Below are 17,526 nucleotides of genomic sequence, written 5' to 3'. Positions count from 1 at the left end.
GCTTCGGGTTATGCGGGTGCGCGGTGCTGCGCGGGTGCTGCCGGGCGGCGGCCGGCCCGCGGCGGGCCGGGACGCCGTACCGGCACGCGCCCGGGCGGCTCAGTCCAGCCGTCCGACCGTGCGCGCGCTCAGGTCGATCACGTAGCGCCGGGTGTCGATCCACTGGCCGTTGCGGACCTTCGTGAAGAGCCGGACGCAGCGGTGCTGCCCGCAGGCGCGGAGCTTTTCCGGAGCCGGTCCCTCCGCCGCTCCCCGATAGACGAAGCCCGCCACGGTCAGCTGACCCGGTCCGGTGAGGTCCTTGCCGGTGGCGTGCCGGTAGTCCCGCCGCAGGCCGTCCCCCTCGGGCGCGGCGATCAGCAGACCGGCCGCCACCTCGCTCTCCGCCCGGTTCGGCGGCGGCTGCACGCCGTGCCGGCTGTCGGTCTTCTCCACCTTTCCGGTGGTCAGGTTGACGGTCTTGGTCACGTACGCGTCGGACCGGTAGTCGTAGAACGACACGTTCGCCCGGCGCGGCGGGTCGGCACGGCCGCTCTCCTCCGGGCCCAGCTCGGCCAGATCGGTGGTCAGCGGCTCCGGCCCGGGTCCGCCCCGCACGTTCTCGGTCGCGCTGCGGAACGTACGGGGAGCGGCCAGATCCTGCGCCCGCGCGATCTCGTCGTCCGTGAGCGGGTCCCGGCCGGCTCCTTCCCGCCCCTCCGCCGGGGCGCGCTCCACGGCTCCCGGCCGTACCTGCTGCGCCTGGCCCGGCGGCGGCTCCTGCCCCGCGGCCGCGGCGGCCCGGCTCCCCCCGTCGGCCGCCCCCGCGTCTTCGGGCAGGGTCACCACGGCCAGCGCTGCGGTACCCGCCAGCGCCACGGCCGCGCCCGCCACCAGCTTGCCCAGGTGGCGGTGCATCATGTTGCGCACTGTTCCCCCCTGCTGCCTCATGGTGCTCGGCACATATCGGTCGCCCTGTACGACGATCCGACTTCGCCGCGGGTTGCCCGCCTTTCGGCGCTGATCGTGCGAAAAACCAGCCGTTCTGGGCAGGTTGGAACACGAGACGCGCGCAGCACCGTACGCAGCAATCGAACACGGCGACGCACGACCGACGTGATGCCTGAAGGCGTCGCGGCGCCCATCGAGGAAGTGGAAGAGTCGACGCATGCAGGTCTGGCCGGGACAGATGTATCCCCTGGGTGCCACGTACGACGGTGCGGGCACCAACTTCGCGGTGTACTCCGAGACGGCGGAACGCATCGAGCTGTCACTGCTGCACGACGACGGCTCGGAGACCGCCGTCGAACTGCGGGAGACCGACGCGTTCGTACGGCACGCCTACCTCCCCGGGATCATGCCGGGGCAGCGCTACGGCTTCCGGGTGCACGGCCCGTACCGGCCGGAGCGCGGTGACCGGCACAACTCCGCCAAGCTGCTGCTGGACCCGTACGCACGTGCGGTCAGCGGCAGCATCGACTGGGACGAGGCGGTGTACGGCTACCACTTCGGCAGGCCGGACAGCCGCAACGACCTCGACTCGGCGCCGCACACGATGGCGTCCGTCGTGGTCAACCCGTACTTCGACTGGGGCGACGACCGCCCGCCGCGCACCGAATACCACGAGACGGTGCTCTACGAGGCGCACGTCAAGGGCCTGACCATGCTCCACCCGGACCTGCCGGACGACCTGCGCGGCAGCTACGCGGCGCTGGCGCACCCCGCGGTCATCGAGCACCTGACCGAGCTGGGCGTGACGGCCCTGGAGCTGATGCCGGTCCACCAGTTCGTGCACGACCACCGGCTGGTGGACGCCGGGCTGGCGAACTACTGGGGCTACAACACCATCGGCTTCTTCGCCCCGCACAACGCGTACGCCTCCTGGGGCGACCGCGGGCAGCAGGTGCTGGAGTTCAAGTCGGCGGTGCGGGCGCTGCACGAGGCCGGTATCGAGGTCATCCTCGACGTGGTCTACAACCACACGGCGGAGGGCAACCACCTCGGCCCGACGCTCTCCTTCCGCGGCCTGGACAACGCCTCGTACTACCGGCTGGCCGACGATCCGCGCTACTACATGGACACCACGGGCACCGGCAACTCGCTGCTGATGCGCAGTCCGCACGTGCTCCAGCTGATCATGGACTCACTGCGCTACTGGGTGCAGGAGATGCGGGTGGACGGGTTCCGCTTCGACCTGGCGGCGACCCTGGCCCGGCAGTTCCACGAGGTGGACCGGCTGTCCTCGTTCTTCGACCTGGTGCAGCAGGACCCGGTGGTCAGCCAGGTGAAGCTGATCGCCGAGCCGTGGGACGTGGGCGAGGGCGGCTATCAGGTGGGGAACTTCCCGCCGCTGTGGACCGAGTGGAACGGCAAGTTCCGCGACACCGTACGCGACCTGTGGCGCGGCGAGCCGCGCACCCTGGCCGAATTCGGCTCCCGGCTGACCGGCTCCTCCGACCTCTACCAGGGCGACGGGCGGCGCCCGCTCGCCTCCATCAACTTCGTGACCTGCCACGACGGCTTCACCCTGCGCGACCTGGTCAGCTACAACGGCAAGCACAACGAGGCCAACGGCGAGGACAACAAGGACGGCGAGAGCTTCAACCGGTCCTGGAACTGCGGTGCCGAAGGGCCCACGGACGACCCCGTGGTACGCGAGCTGCGGGCCCGCCAGATGCGCAACTTCATCGCCACGCTGATGCTGTCGCAGGGCGTGCCGATGCTCAGCCACGGTGACGAGTTCGGGCGCACCCAGCACGGCAACAACAACGCGTACTGCCAGGACAACGAGCTGGCCTGGGTGCGCTGGCCGGGCTCGCCGGAGCCGGGCGCGGAGGCCGGGGCCGAAACCGGTGCCGGAGCCGAGGGGTCCGGAACTGAGGAGGCCGGGACGGAAGCCGGGGAGGGCCCGGAGCCGGTGGCCGTCCGCGAGGAGGACCGGGAGCTGCTCGCCTTCGTACGGCAGATGGTGTGGCTGCGGCGCGACCACCCGGTCTTCCGGCGGCGGCGCTTCTTCCACGGCCGCCCCATGGAGGGCACCCACGACGAACTGTCCGACATCGCGTGGTTCACGGCGGAGGGCGAGGAGATGCGGCAGCGCGACTGGCAGGCGGCGCACGCCAAGTCGCTGACGGTCTTCCTGAACGGCAGCGCGATCACCGAGCCGGGACCGCGCGGCGAGCGGATCACCGACGACTCCTTCCTGCTGATGTTCAACGCGCACGCGGACGAGCGGGAGTTCACCGTGCCGGTCGACCACGGCCGCCAGTGGCAGGCGGTCGTGGACACCGCCCACCCGGAGGCGGTCGCCGGCGGCGGCGGTCTCAAGGCCCAGGCCGGCGACCGGCTCACCCTGCCGGGGCGCAGCATGCTGGTGCTCCAGCGGCCCGCGTAGGAGTCGGGCCAAGGGCGCCCCGGAGCCCCTTCGAGGCGCGCGGCACAGGTACGCCGCGCGGCGTGCGCGGCCGGTCGGCGGACGTCGCGGACCGCCGACCGGAGTACGTCACAGGCCGTATACGCGGCTCCGCCATTGCGGTGGTTCCCGCTGCTTGCGTACGGCCGGGGACGGAGCCCGTTCGGCGTAGTCGGGGTGCCCGTCCCGCGCGGTGGCCGGAGGGCCGGGGCCGTACGGGCGGGAGATACGAAGTGCTCCGGCGCCGGGGCGGCCCGGTTCGGATGAAACAACAAGCCCTCCGGCGGGTACGGGTGTTCCCATGACGGCCGACTCCAGTGCGCCACCCACCGCCACTGCGCCCCCCACCGCCACGTACCGGCTCCAGCTCCAGCCGGACCTGCCCTTCGCCGCGGCCGAGAAGGCCGTGCCGTACCTCGCCACGCTGGGCGTCTCGCACCTCCACCTCTCCCCCGTCCTGGAGGCGGTGCCCGGCTCCACCCACGGTTACGACGTGGTGGACCATACGCGGGTGCGGGCCGAGCTGGGCGGCGAGGAGGGGCTGCGGGCGCTGGCCGGGACGGCCGCGGCGCACGGGCTGCGGCTGGTGGTGGACATCGTGCCCAACCACATGGCCGTCCCCGCGCCGGAGTCGCTCAACGCCGCGCTGTGGGCGGTGCTGCGGGACGGCCCCTCGTCCCCGTACGCCCGCTGGTTCGACATCGACTGGGACGGCGGGCACGGCGGGCGGGTGCTGCTGCCGGTGCTGGGCGGGCGGCTGGGTGACGAACTGGCGGACCTCCGGGTCGACGGCGACGTGCTGCGCTACCACGACCATGCCTTCCCCCTCAGGCCCGGCACCGAAGGGCTGCCGCTGCCCCGCCTGCTGGCCGCGCAGTGGTACCGCCTGTCCTGGTGGCGGCTGGCCCGCAGCGAGATCAACTACCGGCGCTTCTTCACCATTTCGGAGCTGATCGGGGTACGGGTCGAGGACACGGAGGTCTTCGAGGCGACCCATGCGACGGTCCTGCGGCTGCTGCGCGACGGCATCGTCGACGGACTGCGCGTCGACCATCCGGACGGCCTGGCCGCCCCCGGCGACTACCTCGCCCGGCTGCACACCGCCACCGGCGGGCGCTGGACGGTGGCCGAGAAGATCCTGACCGGCCGGGAGCGCCTGCCGCGCAGCTGGGCGTGCGCGGGCACCACCGGCTACGACGCACTGCGGCACCTCGACGGCCTGTTCGTCTGCCCGCTCGGCTCCGGCCGCCTGTTCGCCGTCTACCGGGACTTCGTGGCCCCGCTGGCGGACGCGGGCGGCGACTGGGAGGAAACGGTGCGCCGCGCCGCCTACGAGGTCGTCTCCCACGACCTCGCGGCAGAGGTCGAACGGCTGGTGCGGACCGCCGGGCGGATCAGCGGCCAGGCGTCCCACCAGGGCGACCACGCGCCGTGGGCCCTGCGCACCGCCATCCGTGAACTGCTGGTCCGGCTGCCCGTCTACCGCCCGTACGCCACCGACGGCCCGGGCGCGCGGGACCCGCAGCGCGGCGAGCAGGACGCGGCGATGCTGGCCGAGGCCGCCGCGCGGGCCCGTACGGTCTTCCGCGCGCCGGACGAGGCGCTGGCGGTGGACCTGGTGCGCGACCTGGCGCTCGGCCTGCTCGGCGACGGCCCGGACTGCGAGGACTTCTGCGCCCGGTTCGCCCAGACGTCCTCCGCGCTGCGCGCCAAATCCGTGGAGGACACCGCCTTCTACCGCTATGTGCCCCTGCTGTCGGCCTGCGAGGTCGGTGCCGACCCGGGGGCGCCCACGGTGGGCGTGGACACCTTCCACGCGTACTGCGCCCGCATCCAGCGGGACTGGCCGCTGACCTCGACCGTGCTCTCGACGCACGACACCAAGCGCAGCGCCGACGTCCGGGCGCGGATCGCCGTCCTGACCGAAGCCCCGGAGCGGTGGCGGGAACTGCTGCGCCGGGTGTCCGCGGGCCCGGCCGGCGGCGAGGGGCCGCAGCCGCCGGACCAGCACCTGGCGTGGACGGCCTGGCAGACCGCCTTCGGCCTCGGCAAGCCGTCCGCCGAACGGCTGATCCCGTCGGTGCTCAAGGCCGTCCGGGAAGCCGGGCTGCGGACCTCCTGGACGGAGCAGGACACCGGGTACGAGGAGGCGGTCGGCGACTTCCTGCGCGCGGGGCCCTGCGGACCGGCGGCGTCCCTGCTCAGCGGGCTGGCCGCCGACCTGGCGCCGTACATCCGCGCCAACGTGCTGAGCGCGGCGCTGCTCCACCTGACGATGCCCGGCGTACCGGACCTCTACCAGGGCACCGAGGCCGCGTACACCGCCCTGGTCGACCCGGACAACCGCCGCCCGCCCCGGCTCCGTGCCGACCTGCTCACCGAGCTGGACGACGGTGCCGAGCCGCAGGACCTCTCCGCGGAGAAGATGCTGCTGACGGCCGCGGCCCTGCGCCTGCGCCGCGACCGCCCCGAGTGGTTCGGCGCCCGCGGCACGTACACCCCCCTGCACGCCGACGGCTCGGCGGCCGGTCACTGCCTGGCCTTCGCCCGGGCCGGGCGGGCGGTGACGGTGGCCACCCGCCTCTCCCTCCGGCTGGCCGAGGGCGGCGGCTGGCGCGACACCGAACTGACCCTGCCGGCTCCCGGCCCCTGGCACGACCTGCTCACCGGCCGGCAGCTCCGGCAACCGGTCACCTGCCTGCGCGATCTGCTGGCGCGGTATCCGGTGGCGTTGCTGGTGGCGGAGGGGTGACGGCCGGTCCGGCGGGACGGGCGGGGCCCCGCCGGGTCACCGCCCGCCGGGCGCCGGGCCGGCCTCCCGGAGGAAGGTCACGAAGTGCTCGGCCGCGCCGGTGAGGGGGACGCGGGAGAACGCGGTGATGTCGCGGCGCCACGGCGGGTCGGTGGGGACGGCGGTGCAGTCGAGGCCGGTCAGTTCGTGGGCGGCGGTGAGGAGGACGCCGACACCGGCCGCCGCCATCCGCACCGCGGTGGAGGTGTGCTGGGTGCGTACGGCCGTACGCGGTGTGAAGCCGGCCCGTTCGCACTCCACGTCCAGCCACCGGCGGCCCGCCACGACCGGCTCCAGCGCACAGCGCACCCACGGGCGGTCGGCGACCTCCTCGATGCGTACGGCGGTACGGCCGGTGAGCGGGTCGCCGGGCGGCAGGACCAGCACCATCTCCTCCTCCCCCACGACCGTGACCGTACCCGGCCAGTCCTTGGGCCGCGGGCCGACCGCCACATCGGCGACACCCCGTGCCATGCGCTCGTACAGCTCGTCGGTGGTGGCGTATTCGTGGAGGACGAGGCGCACACCGTCGTACTCGCGCCCCCAGCGCACACAGACCTCCGGGAGCACGCCGGTGGCGTGCGCGTGCACCGTCGCGAGGTGCAGCTCGCCGCTGCGCGCCTCGCCCGTCGCCAGCGCGGCCCGGCGGGCCTGCTCGGCGCTGCGTACGGCGAGTTCGGCGTGCGGGAAGTAGGCGCGGCCCATGGGCGTCAGCCGGACACCGCGCGGCATCCGCTCCAGCAGCGGGCCGCCGACCTCCCGTTCCAGGGCCTTGATCTGGTGGGACAGCGCGGACTGCGTGACGTGCAGCAGCTCGGCGGCGCGGGTGAAGGACCGCTCCTCGACGACCGTGACCAGGTATTCCATCTGCCGCAGACTCATCGCCCGCCCTCCCCATGAACGCCGTTCATCGCTTCCATGGAAACATTGCCTTGGACTCATGACGGGCGGCGGGCGGAGGCTGGCCGCATGAGAGACACGAAGCACGGCAACGGCGGCGGCGAGACCGATGTGGTCGTCATCGGGGGCGGCACCGGCGGCTACAGCACGGCCCTGCGGGCCGCCTCCCTCGGGCTGCGGGTGGTCCTCGCCGAGCGGGACCTCGTCGGCGGGACCTGTCTGCACCGCGGCTGCATCCCGAGCAAGGCGATGCTGCACGCGGCGGAACTGGTGGACGGCATCGCCGAGGCGCGCGAGCGGTGGGGCGTGAAGGCCACGCTCGACAGCGTCGACTGGGGCGCGCTGACCGCCACCCGCGACGCCATCGTGACGCGCAACCACCGGGGCGTCGAAGGGCACTTGGAGCGTGCGGGGGTGCGTATGGTGCGCGGGAGCGCGCGCCTGACCGGCCCGCGCTCCGTGTTCGTCGAGGCCGCGGACGGCGGGGAGTTCACCGCGCGGCGCGGCATCGTCCTCGCCACCGGCTCCCGCCCGCGCCTGCTGCCCGGCCTGGTACCCGACGGCCGTACTGTCGTCACCAGCGACGACGCCCTCTTCGCGCCCGGTCTGCCGGACTCGGTGCTGGTGCTGGGCGGCGGCGCGATCGGCGTCGAGTACGCGTCCTTCCACCGGTCGATGGGCGCCCGGGTGACGCTCGTCGAAGCCGCCGGCCGGCTGCTGCCCCTGGAGGACGAGGAGGTCGGCCGCCACCTGGCGCGCGGCCTGAAGAAGCGCGGCATCACGGTCCGTACGGACGCGACGCTGACCGGGGCCGGGGTGACGGAGACCGGTGTACGGGCCACCGTACGCACCCCCGGCGGCGAGGTGACCGTCGAGGCCGCACGCCTGCTCGTCGCGGTCGGCCGGGTGCCGGTGACCGACGGCCTGGACCTGGCGGCGGCCGGGCTCGGCACCGACCAGCGCGGCTTCGTGCCGCCCGCCGCCTGGTCCCGGCTGGAGACCGCGGTGCCCGGCATCCACGTCGTGGGCGACCTGCTGCCGCCCCCGTCGCCGGGCCTGGCGCACGCCTCCTTCGCGGAAGGACTGCTGGTCGCCGAGACGCTGGCCGGGGTGCCGTCCCGGCCGCTGGACTACGCGACCGTGCCGCGCGTGACGTACTCCGCTCCGCAGACCGCCTCGGTCGGGCTGACCGAGGCGCAGGCACGCGCCCGCGGAACGGCCGTCCGGGTCAACACCATGCCGCTGACCGCGGTCGCCAAGGGCATGGTGCACGGGCAGGGCGGCATCGTGAAGGTCGTCACGGCGGTGGACGGCGCGGGCGGCGAGGCCACCGGGGCCGTGCTCGGCGTCCACCTGGTCGGCCCACACGTCTCGGAGATGATCGCCGAGAGCCAGCTGCTGGTCGCCTGGGACGCCGAACCGTCCGACGTGGCCCAGCACATCCACGCGCACCCGACCCTGTCGGAGGCGGTCGGCGAGACGTTCCTGACGCTGGCGGGACGGGGGCTGCACCAGCACTGAACCGGCTCCGGAGCCCGCGGCCCGGGGCCGGGTGCGCTTGCGGTGTGTTCATGGTGGGGCTCCTCACCGCCGTACGGCGCGGACGGGCGGGTCCGTCCGGGCGTCACCGGGGCGCTCAGCCGACGTACGTCTCCAGGGTGCCGCGGCGCCGGACGTCCAGGGTCGCGCAGTGGAACGAGCCGCCGAACGGCGCGTAGTGCAGCAGGTCGCACGGGACCGGCTCGAATCCCCACCGCTCCAGCGCGCGCAGCATGCCGGTGTGGTGCCGCTCCGCGATCACCCGCTTCTCGTCGAGCATGAGGACGTTCATGCTCAGCCACTTGCCGCACAGCGAGGTCACCTTGAGGGTGCGGTCCTTGATCGGATCGGGCTCGGGGGCGACCAGCACGTCCCACGAACCGAGGACCGCGGGCAGCCGGCCGGGGTCGATGTACTCCGGGTTGACCAGCACCTTGCCGGGCGCGAGCAGCTGGAACGTGGTGTCGATGTGCATGGGCGTCCGGCAGCGGCTCTCGACCTCGTGGATGCGGTAGCCGGGGCCGAGGTGGCGGCGCAGCCAGTCGATGCCCATCCGGTTGGTGACGTTGCTGCGGGTGACGAACAGGTCCCGTCCCGCGCGTACGAAGTCCGCCGCGTCGAAGACCGGCTCGAACTCGGTGAGGATGTAGCGCATCTCCTCGCCCGGACCGGGCGGGCGGAAGCCGGGCTCGAACAGCTCGTCGGTGAGCTGCGGGCGGGGGGCCGCCGTCCAGCGCGCGCCGCGCCGGAAGTAGTCCTTGAGGACCGTGCGGTAGGAGTGGGTCTCGAAGTACCGGCACGGCCAGGCCATCGGCGTCTCGATGATCTCGTCGCCGATCACCAGCATGCTGTCGCGCGGGCAGGTGTTGCAGAAACCGCGCGAGGACCAGTCGGGGGTGGCGAAGCGCCGCCGGTGGTCGACCGCGTCCGGGCGGCGGACCGTGACCCCGAGGGACCGCAGGAGCGCGATGAACCCGTCGAGTTCCCGCTGTGCCTTTTCGACCAGCGCCCGGGGGTACTCGAAGCCGGCGGCCAGTCCCTGCAGGCGGGCCGCCCAGGGTGGGATGTTGCAGGTGACCACGGGGTGGTGGGAGGGGATCGTCGCGCCGTCGAGGCGGCCGACGATGATCTCCTCCAGCGGGTCCCACTCGTTGTGCGAGCTGACCGGCGACGCGGGGGGCTCCGGGGCGCCGGCGGGTGTGTCCGGGGGCACCGGCATCACCCGTGCCCCACGGCCCGCGCGGGGCCGTCGTCGTCCTCCGCGGTCCGGGCAGCGGGTCTCTGTTCCACCGTCATGCTCCACCCCTTCCGTACACAGAAGCCGGTCACGGGAGTCGGTCACAGAATCCGGTCACAGAATCCGGTCACAGGGGCCGGGCGCGCACGGGGAAGGGCCGGGCCCTACCCCTGGGTGAGGACGTACCCCACGCTGCCGAAGGCCACCTGGTCCCCGGGTTGCACCAGCACCTCCCCCACCACTCGCCGGCCGTTGACGCACGTGCCGTTCGTGGAGCCGAGGTCGCGCAGGAGCCAGGCGCCGCCGGCGCTGCGCAGTTCGGCGTGGGCCCGGGAGACGGTGTCGTGGTTGAGGCGCAGGCCGGAGCCGGGTGCGCGGCCGATGAGGAGCGGGAACGGGCCCGGCACGGGGAGGAGCAGCTTCGGCAGCCGTTCCCGGCGCCACGCCCGGCGGACCATGATGTGGAACGCCGACACCTTGCCGACCGCGCGCAGGACGGCGCCCTCGACCCGGCCCCGGGAGGCCAGGTCGGCGGTGGCGGCGGCCAGTTCGGCATGCTGACGGGCCCCGAGGACCAGCTCCAGCCGTCGCAGAAAGGTGTCCTGGGACAGCCTGCCTTGCGCCGCGCCCTCGCGCAGCAGTTCCAAGGCGCGCTCCCGGTCGGCTTCCGACGGGCGTGCCGGTCGGGCCGGGAACTCCAGCGATGTCATGCGGGTGATTGTCCGGTGCCCGCGCGCCGGTGTCCAGCCAGGGAAACCGTGGCCGGGCCCGGCCGGCGGGGCGGCCGGCGGCGGAAAACCGTGGCACCGCGCCCGGCCTCCGGCTACGATCGCCGTCGGCCCGAAAGCAGGAGAGGAGGCGAGAGCCGTGACGACGTACCCGTACCCGCGCTCCCGTCCCGTCCGCCGGGCTGTTCTCGGCTGATCGCAGCCGATCGGGAGCGCGTTCACCGCCTTCCGAGAGGACATCATGACCGAGTTGGTCTTCCGCGCGCTCGAAGAGCACGACGCGCATCTGTTCCACACCCTGGACGACCCCACCACGGACCTCGTCGGCCCCCTGCCCTTCGGCCGGCGCCACGCGACCTGCGCCCAGGGCGGCCAGTACCGCCCGGAGTGGTCCCGGGTGGCGCTGCGCGACGGTGTCGTGGTGGCCCGTGCCGCCTGGTGGGGCGGGCCGGACGACGCCCGGCCGATCGCCCTGGACTGGCTCGACTTCGCGCCGGGCGAGTCGGGCGCCGCGGTCCGGCTGCTGCGCGCCGCGCCCCTGCACGCCGAGTACGTCCTGCAACTGCCGCCGGGCTGGCGGGACCAGGAGGCCGTACGGGACGCCGCCCGCGCCCGGATGGACGTGGCCGCCGCGGCCGGGCTCGCGCCGCTCGTCGAGCGGTTCCGCTACACCTGGACGCCCGCGTGCGGTCTGCCCGAGCCGCCGGGACGGCTGGTGTTCCGGCCGGAGCCGGACGACGGTGTGTTCCTGGACATTCTGCGGCGGGTCGAAACCGGGTCGCTGGACGCCCACGCCCGGCAGGCGGTCGCCGAGGGCGGCGTCGAACAGGCCGCGCGGGAGGAACTGGACTTCTTCACCTGGTGCCCGTCGCCCCGCGACTGGTGGCGGGTCGCCTGGGCCGCGGGCCCCGGGCGGGGCGGCGAGGTCGTCGGGCTGCACGTACCGGCCCGCAACCTCCAGTCACCGGTCATCGGGTTCATCGGCATCGTGCCGGAACACCGTGGCCGGGGGTACGGCTACGACCTGCTCGTGGACTGCACCCGCCATCTGGCGGCGCACGGCGCGGAGACGATCATCGGCGAAACGGACCAGCCGAACGTCCCGATGGCGGCGGCTTTCGCCAAGGCGGGCTACTCGATGACGCAGGAGCGGGCATTCTTCGTCTGAGGCCGGACGGGGCTCTCCCCGTCCGCGCACCGGACGAAGGAGGACCGCCGTGCTCTTCGAGGTGTGGGCACCGAACGCCGGACGGGTCGCGCTGCATTTCGTGTCGCCCCATGGGCGCGCGGAGGACGGCCCGGCGGGAGCCGGCGCGCGGACGGACGGCCGTACGGCGGACGGTGCGCTGACCACGGGACATGCCGTGGCGACCGGGTACGTCCCGCTGGGGGCCGAGCCCACCGAGCACGTCCCCATGGAGCGCGACCCCGGCCGTGCGGGCTGGTGGCGGGCCGACGTACCGGCCCGCCACGGTGACCGCTACGGCTTCCGCCTCGACGACGGCCCGCTCCTGCCCGACCCGCGCTCGGCCCGGCAGCCCGCGGGGCCGGACGGGCCGAGCGCGGTCGTCGAGCACGCCCGGTTCGCCTGGCGGCACGCGTGGCGCGGCCGTCCCCTGCCGGGCGCGGTCCTGTACGAGCTGCACACCGGCACGTTCACCCGCGCCGGCACCTTCGACGCGGCCGTCGAGCGCCTGCCCCACCTCGCCGGGCTGGGCGTCACCCACCTGGCGCTGATGCCGGTGTGCCCGTTCCCCGGGACGCACGGCTGGGGGTACGACGGCGTCGCCCCCTGGGCCGTGCACGAGCCGTACGGCGGCCCGGACGGGCTCAAGCGCCTCGTGGACGCCGCACACGGGCACGGCCTGGGCGTCGTCCTGGATGTCGTGCACAACCACCTGGGCCCGTCCGGCAACCATCTGCCCGCCTTCGGGCCGTACTTCACGGAGACCCACCACACCCCGTGGGGCGCGGCGGTCAACCTCGACGCGCCCGGGTCGGACGAGGTCCGCGCGTACTTCATCGGAAGTGCGCTCGCCTGGCTGCGCGACTACCGGATCGACGGTCTGCGGCTCGACGCCGTCCACGCCCTGCACGACACCCGGGCCCGGCATTTCCTCGCCGACCTGTCCAGCGCGGTCGACGCGCTCGCCACACACCTGCGCCGCCCGCTGTTCCTCATCGCCGAGTCGGACCTCAACGACCCGCGCATCCTGGCGCCGCGCTCCGGCGGCGGCCACGGCCTGCACGCCCAGTGGAACGACGACTTCCACCACAGCCTGCACACCGCGCTGACCGGTGAGTCCCAGGGCTACTACGCCGACTTCGCCCGCGCGCCGCTCGCCGCCCTCGCCAAGACCCTGACCGGCGGCTTCTTCCACGACGGTACGTACTCCAGCTTCCGCGGGCGCCGGCACGGCAGCCCGCTGGACCGGCACGCCACCGACGCCCACCGCCTGCTGGCCTACGCCCAGACGCACGACCAGATCGGCAACCGGGCGCTCGGCGACCGGCGGGCCGCCGGCCTCTCCCCCGGCCTGGTCGCCTGCGGTGCCGCACTGGTGCTGTGCGCCCCGTTCACCCCCATGCTGTTCATGGGCGAGGAGTGGGCGACCCGTACGCCCTGGCAGTTCTTCACCGACCACACGGACCCGGAGCTGGCCGAAGCGGTGCGGCGGGGGCGCCGCCGCGAGTTCGCCGAGCACGGCTGGCGGGAGTCGGAGATCCCGGACCCGCAGGACCCGGCCACCCGGGACCGTTCCTGCCTGGACTGGTCGGAGCCGGAGCGCGCGCCGCACGCCGCCCTGCTGGCCTGGTACCGCACGCTGCTCGCGGTGCGCGCCGCCCGCCCGGAGCTGACCGACCCGGACATGACGCGTACGGAGGTCACGTACGACGAGGAGGCCCGCTGGCTGTCCCTGCGGCGCGGCCGGGTGCGGGTGGTGGTGCATCTGGCCGGGGCCGGTGCGGCCGAGGTGCCGGGCGGCAGGGGGCGGGCGCGGGTGCTCGCGGCGTGGCCGGATGCCCCGGACGTCTCGGGTGCCTCCGGCGGCACCGGCTCCGCCGCCCCGCGGAACGGCGTCGCGGCCGGCCCGGACGGCGTGCTGCGACTGCCGCCCGAGTCGGCCGCGGTGGTGCTGGAGGAGGGGTGACCCGTGCCCCCGCACGGGGCCCGGCGAGTGCACCCCGCCGACGTCAGCGCTTGAACTCCGCGACGAAGGTCTCGCAGAACGGCTTCAGATCGTCCGGCTTACGGCTGGTGATCAGCTTGTTCGGGCCGCCCGTGCAGACCTTGACCTGTTCGTCCACCCAGGTGCCGCCGGCGTTCTCGACATCCGTGCGCAGGCTCGGCCAGGACGTGAGCGTACGGTCGCGGACCACGTCCGCCTCGATCAGCGTCCACGGCGCGTGGCAGATCGCCGCGACCGGCTTGCCCGCGTCGAAGAAGCCGCGGGCGAACGCCACGGCCTTCTCGTCCATCCGCAGCGCGTCCGGGTTGGCGACGCCGCCGGGCAGCACCAGCCCGTCGAAGTCGCCGACCTGCGCCTGGTCCACGGTCTGGTCGACGGGGAAGGTGTCCGCCTTGTCCAGGTGGTGGAAAGCCTGTACACGGCCGGACTCGGTGGAGACCAGCTTCGGGGTGCCGCCCGCGTCGATCACCGCCTGCCACGGTTCGGTCAGCTCGACCTGTTCGATGCCTTCGGGTGCTACGAGAAACGCCACCTGCATGGCCGTTCATCCTTTGCGTTCGTCTTGCGTAGGAAGGGTGTTCCCTCTGCGGTCTTCTTTTCGCATCCCCGGTCACAACAGGGCAAAAACGTGCCAAATGGGATGTGATACGTCCTTGGACAGCGGGTACCGGGATGCGTCGCCCCGCAAACGGAACAGCGAGCCCTGTGGCCTGACCGTCCACCGTGGCTTCACCTGATGGACACTGTGTCCATGCCCCTGCGTATCGCCGACCTCCTCACCCGGCCGGAGCTGAACCTGTCGGTCACCTACGACGTCCCGGCGGGACAGCTCGACCGTGCGGTCGAAGCGGCGACCGTCTCCGACCTGCTGCATCCGGGCAAGTGGCTCCAGGGCGGCGAGCTGCTGATGACCATCGGCCTGGTACTGCCGATGGAGCCGGCGGCCTGCCGGGCGTACGTACAGGACGTGACCGAGGGCGGGGCGGCCTGCCTGGCGCTCGGGCTGGGCCGCGGACTCCCGTACCAGGAAGCCCCCGCACCGCTGGTCGACGCCGCGCGCGAAGCGGGCCTGCCGCTGCTCACGGTGCCCGACGAGGTGCCGTTCATCGCGGTCACCAAGGCGGTGTTCGACGCGCGCGCCGACGAGCAGCGCGCCGTGTTGCAGCGCGCGTTCGCGACGCAGCGGCGGCTCACCGCGGCGGCGACGGACAGCGGCCTCCAGCCGATGCTGGAGGAGTGGACCGCCGCCACCGGGGTCGGCGCCACGGTGCTCGATCCGCTGGGGCGGCTGCTCGCCACGGGCGGCGGGCAGCGGACCCCGCCGGCGGCGGCGCGGGACCTAGTGGAGCGGGTCGCCGCCCGCGGCCTGCGCGGCAGCGCGTCCAGTACGGCCGGCGGCCGTCAGCTGGAAGTACAGCCGCTCGGCGCCCGGCGGCTGCGCGGCCTGCTGCTGCTCACCGGCGCCCCGGACGCGGCGGCCCGGGCCGTCGTCCCCGGCCTGGTCTCGCTGCTCTCCCTGGAGCTGGAGCGCCGCCACCTGATGGACGAGCCGGAGCGCCGCCGCAGGTCGGCGCTGCTCGCGGAGCTGCTGTCCGACGAGGAGGGCGCGGCCGGCCGCGCCCACGGCATCCTGGCCGCCGCCGGGCTGCACGACGACCGGGTGCGCGGCGTCGTCGTCGAGCCCCCGGCCGGCGGCCCGGCGGACGGCGGCCCGCAGGACATCGCCGCCGACCTGGCCCTGGCCGTGCCCGGCGGCCTGGTCCGGGTCGCGGAGAGCGGACTCGTGGAGGCCGTGGTGGGCGCTGGCCTGGACGTCCGGGACGTGCTCGGCCGGTTCGCGCCGCGCCGTCCCGCGGGCATCGGCCCGCTCACCCCGCCGGAGACGGTACGGGTCTCCCTGCGGCAGGCGGCGGGGCTGCTCGGTGTCAGCCGGGCGAGCGGGGTGCCCGAGGAGGCCCGGCAGAGCGCGGCCAGCCGGCTGCTGCTGGACCTCGGCGACCGCCGTACGCTGCACGGTTACGCCGATGCCGTGCTCGGCCCGCTCGATCTCGCCGAGCACGGCGAGGAGTTGCTGACGACGCTCGCGGCCTGGCTGGAGTCCGGGGGCGGGTGGGACGCGACCAGCCGCCGCCTCGGCGTGCACCGGCACACCGTACGCAACCGGCTCGACAAGGCCATGGACTTGACGGGGCGTCGGCTCGACGACCCCGACGACCGCTTCGACCTGTGGCTGGCCACCCGTATCCGGCGCGGCGGCGACCTCCCGGCTGGCGGCCCCGGACCGTTCTGAGCACCGCGCCCGCGCCCCGGTGTGTCCAACAGTCCACCCCCCCTGCATGTCCACGGCCCCGCCTCCTGTCCTACCGTCAGGGGATGCAGACCCCATGCTCCGAAGGAGACCGCACCGCCGAGGCCGACCGGGAAGGGGCGGCCCCCGGCAGACTGCTGGCCATCAGTGACCTGCACATCCGCTACGAGGAGAACCGCGCCATCGTCGACCGGCTGCGGCCCACGTCGGACGCCGACTGGCTGCTGGTCGCCGGGGACGTCGGCGAGTACGTCGCGGACATCCGCTGGGCGCTGACCGTGCTCAGCCGCCGCTTCGCCAAGGTGATCTGGGTGCCCGGCAACCACGAACTGTGGACGCCGTCCAACGATCCCGTACAGCTGCGCGGCGTGCGGCGCTACGAGCACCTGGTGGCGATCTGCCGGGAGCTGGGCGTGCTGACGCCCGAGGACCCCTACCCGGTGTGGGAGGGCGAGGGCGGCCCGGTCGTGATCGCCCCGCTCTTCGCGCTGTACGACTACACCTTCCGCCCGCCCGGCACCCACACCAAGGAGGCGGCGCTGGCCGTCGCCGAGCAGGCCGGGGTGGTCTGCACGGACGAGTTCTTCCTGCACCCGGACCCGTACCCGACCAGGGAAGCCTGGTGCCGGGCCCGCGTCGAGGCCACCGAGGCCCGGCTCGCCGCCCTGCCCGGGGACCTGCCCACGGTGCTGGTCAACCACTGGCCGGTGGTGCGCGAGCCGACCGCCCCGCTGTGGCATCCGGAGTTCGCCCTGTGGTGCGGCACCGAGACGACCGCCGACTGGCCCCGCCGCTTCCGCGCCGCCTCCGTCGTCTACGGGCACCTGCACATTCCGCGCACCATCGAGGTGGACGGCATCCCGCACGTGGAGGTGTCGCTCGGCTACCCACGCGAGTGGCGCCGCCGCAAGGCGGCCCCGGGGCAGCTGGTGCAGATCCTGCCGGCGGTGGCGCGGGCGCCGGGGTTCTGACGGGGCCGGGAGGTGTGCGGCCGCCGGACCGGTCCCGTGCCGGGCCCGGCGGCCCCGGGCCTCAGCCCTCGTCCGGTGTCAGCCGTACCGAGATGGAGTTGATGCAGTACCGCTGGTCGGTCGGGGTCGGGTAGCCCTCGCCCTCGAAGACGTGGCCGAGGTGGGAGCCGCAGCGGGCACAGCGGACCTCGGTGCGGACCATGCCGTGGGAGCGGTCCTGGAGCAGTTCCACGGCGTCGGTGTCCTTGGGGTCGTAGAAGGACGGCCAGCCGCAGTGGCTCTCGAACTTGGTCTCCGAGCGGAACAGTTCGGCGCCGCAGGCGCGGCAGGAGTAGACGCCCGCCGTCCTGGTGTCGGTGTACTCACCGACGAAGGCCGGTTCCGTGCCGCCCTGGCGCAGGACCTGGTACTCCTGCGGGGTCAGCTCGGCGCGCCACTGCTCGTCCGGCTTGTCGATCTCGTACGGCATG

General features: G+C 74.0%; 13 protein-coding genes. 7 read left to right on the top strand and 6 right to left on the bottom strand.

What is annotated here, in order from left to right:
- Window positions 1-99 precede the first annotated feature (99 nt).
- Complete coding sequence (locus ACH4FX_RS23400; protein WP_398482073.1) at window positions 100-909, bottom strand: Tat pathway signal sequence domain protein; 810 nt, start codon at window positions 907-909, stop codon at window positions 100-102.
- Window positions 910-1,147: 238 nt separating this feature from the next.
- Between ACH4FX_RS23400 and glgX the strand changes: the two genes are divergently transcribed.
- Complete coding sequence (gene glgX / locus ACH4FX_RS23395) at window positions 1,148-3,373, top strand: glycogen debranching protein GlgX (RefSeq protein WP_398481886.1); 2,226 nt, start codon at window positions 1,148-1,150, stop codon at window positions 3,371-3,373.
- A gap of 319 nt (window positions 3,374-3,692) precedes the next feature.
- Window positions 3,693-6,143 carry a malto-oligosyltrehalose synthase gene (gene treY, locus ACH4FX_RS23390; RefSeq protein WP_398481884.1) on the top strand — a complete coding sequence of 817 codons (2,451 nt, stop codon included), beginning with the start codon at window positions 3,693-3,695 and terminating at the stop codon, window positions 6,141-6,143.
- A 36-nt stretch (window positions 6,144-6,179) separates the two neighbouring features.
- On the opposite strand, the gene ACH4FX_RS23385 is transcribed toward treY, so the two are convergent.
- Entirely contained in the window at window positions 6,180-7,064 is an 885-nt protein-coding gene (locus ACH4FX_RS23385) for a LysR family transcriptional regulator (RefSeq protein ID WP_398481882.1), read from the bottom strand.
- Between the two features lie 87 nt (window positions 7,065-7,151).
- On the opposite strand from ACH4FX_RS23385, the gene ACH4FX_RS23380 reads away from it, so the two are divergent.
- Entirely contained in the window at window positions 7,152-8,603 is a 1,452-nt protein-coding gene (locus ACH4FX_RS23380; protein WP_398481881.1) for a dihydrolipoyl dehydrogenase, read from the top strand.
- A 115-nt stretch (window positions 8,604-8,718) separates the two neighbouring features.
- On the opposite strand, the gene ACH4FX_RS23375 is transcribed toward ACH4FX_RS23380, so the two are convergent.
- On the bottom strand, window positions 8,719-9,840 hold the full coding sequence (locus ACH4FX_RS23375; protein ID WP_398481879.1) for an amidinotransferase: 1,122 nt from the start codon (window positions 9,838-9,840) through the stop codon (window positions 8,719-8,721).
- A 182-nt stretch (window positions 9,841-10,022) separates the two neighbouring features.
- Complete coding sequence (locus tag ACH4FX_RS23370; protein WP_398481877.1) at window positions 10,023-10,568, bottom strand: FHA domain-containing protein; 546 nt, start codon at window positions 10,566-10,568, stop codon at window positions 10,023-10,025.
- Between the two features lie 259 nt (window positions 10,569-10,827).
- Here ACH4FX_RS23370 and ACH4FX_RS23365 point away from each other — a divergent pair, with 259 nt between their 5' ends.
- A complete protein-coding gene (locus tag ACH4FX_RS23365; RefSeq protein WP_398481875.1) occupies window positions 10,828-11,754 on the top strand; it encodes a GNAT family N-acetyltransferase in 927 nt (308 codons plus the stop codon).
- A gap of 49 nt (window positions 11,755-11,803) precedes the next feature.
- Window positions 11,804-13,738 (top strand): malto-oligosyltrehalose trehalohydrolase, encoded by a 1,935-nt coding sequence (treZ, locus tag ACH4FX_RS23360; protein WP_398481873.1) that lies wholly within the window; start codon window positions 11,804-11,806, stop codon window positions 13,736-13,738.
- 43 nt (window positions 13,739-13,781) lie between these two features.
- On the opposite strand, the gene ACH4FX_RS23355 is transcribed toward treZ, so the two are convergent.
- Entirely contained in the window at window positions 13,782-14,315 is a 534-nt protein-coding gene (locus ACH4FX_RS23355) for a type 1 glutamine amidotransferase domain-containing protein (RefSeq protein ID WP_398481872.1), read from the bottom strand.
- A gap of 213 nt (window positions 14,316-14,528) precedes the next feature.
- On the opposite strand from ACH4FX_RS23355, the gene ACH4FX_RS23350 reads away from it, so the two are divergent.
- Window positions 14,529-16,067, top strand: coding sequence for a PucR family transcriptional regulator (locus ACH4FX_RS23350; protein ID WP_398481870.1), 1,539 nt, complete (start codon window positions 14,529-14,531; stop codon window positions 16,065-16,067).
- A gap of 83 nt (window positions 16,068-16,150) precedes the next feature.
- Window positions 16,151-17,056, top strand: coding sequence for a metallophosphoesterase family protein (locus ACH4FX_RS23345; RefSeq protein ID WP_398481868.1), 906 nt, complete (start codon window positions 16,151-16,153; stop codon window positions 17,054-17,056).
- Between the two features lie 61 nt (window positions 17,057-17,117).
- Here the strand turns inward: ACH4FX_RS23345 and msrB are convergent, their stop codons facing one another.
- Window positions 17,118-17,525 (bottom strand): peptide-methionine (R)-S-oxide reductase MsrB, encoded by a 408-nt coding sequence (msrB, locus tag ACH4FX_RS23340; protein WP_398481866.1) that lies wholly within the window; start codon window positions 17,523-17,525, stop codon window positions 17,118-17,120.
- Window position 17,526: the final 1 nt, after the last annotated feature.

It is taken from the genome of Streptomyces sp. NPDC018019 (assembly GCF_044327805.1).
In the GTDB taxonomy this organism is placed as follows: Bacteria; Actinomycetota; Actinomycetes; order Streptomycetales; family Streptomycetaceae; genus Streptomyces.
This window is presented reverse-complemented; position numbering and strand designations above follow the sequence as displayed.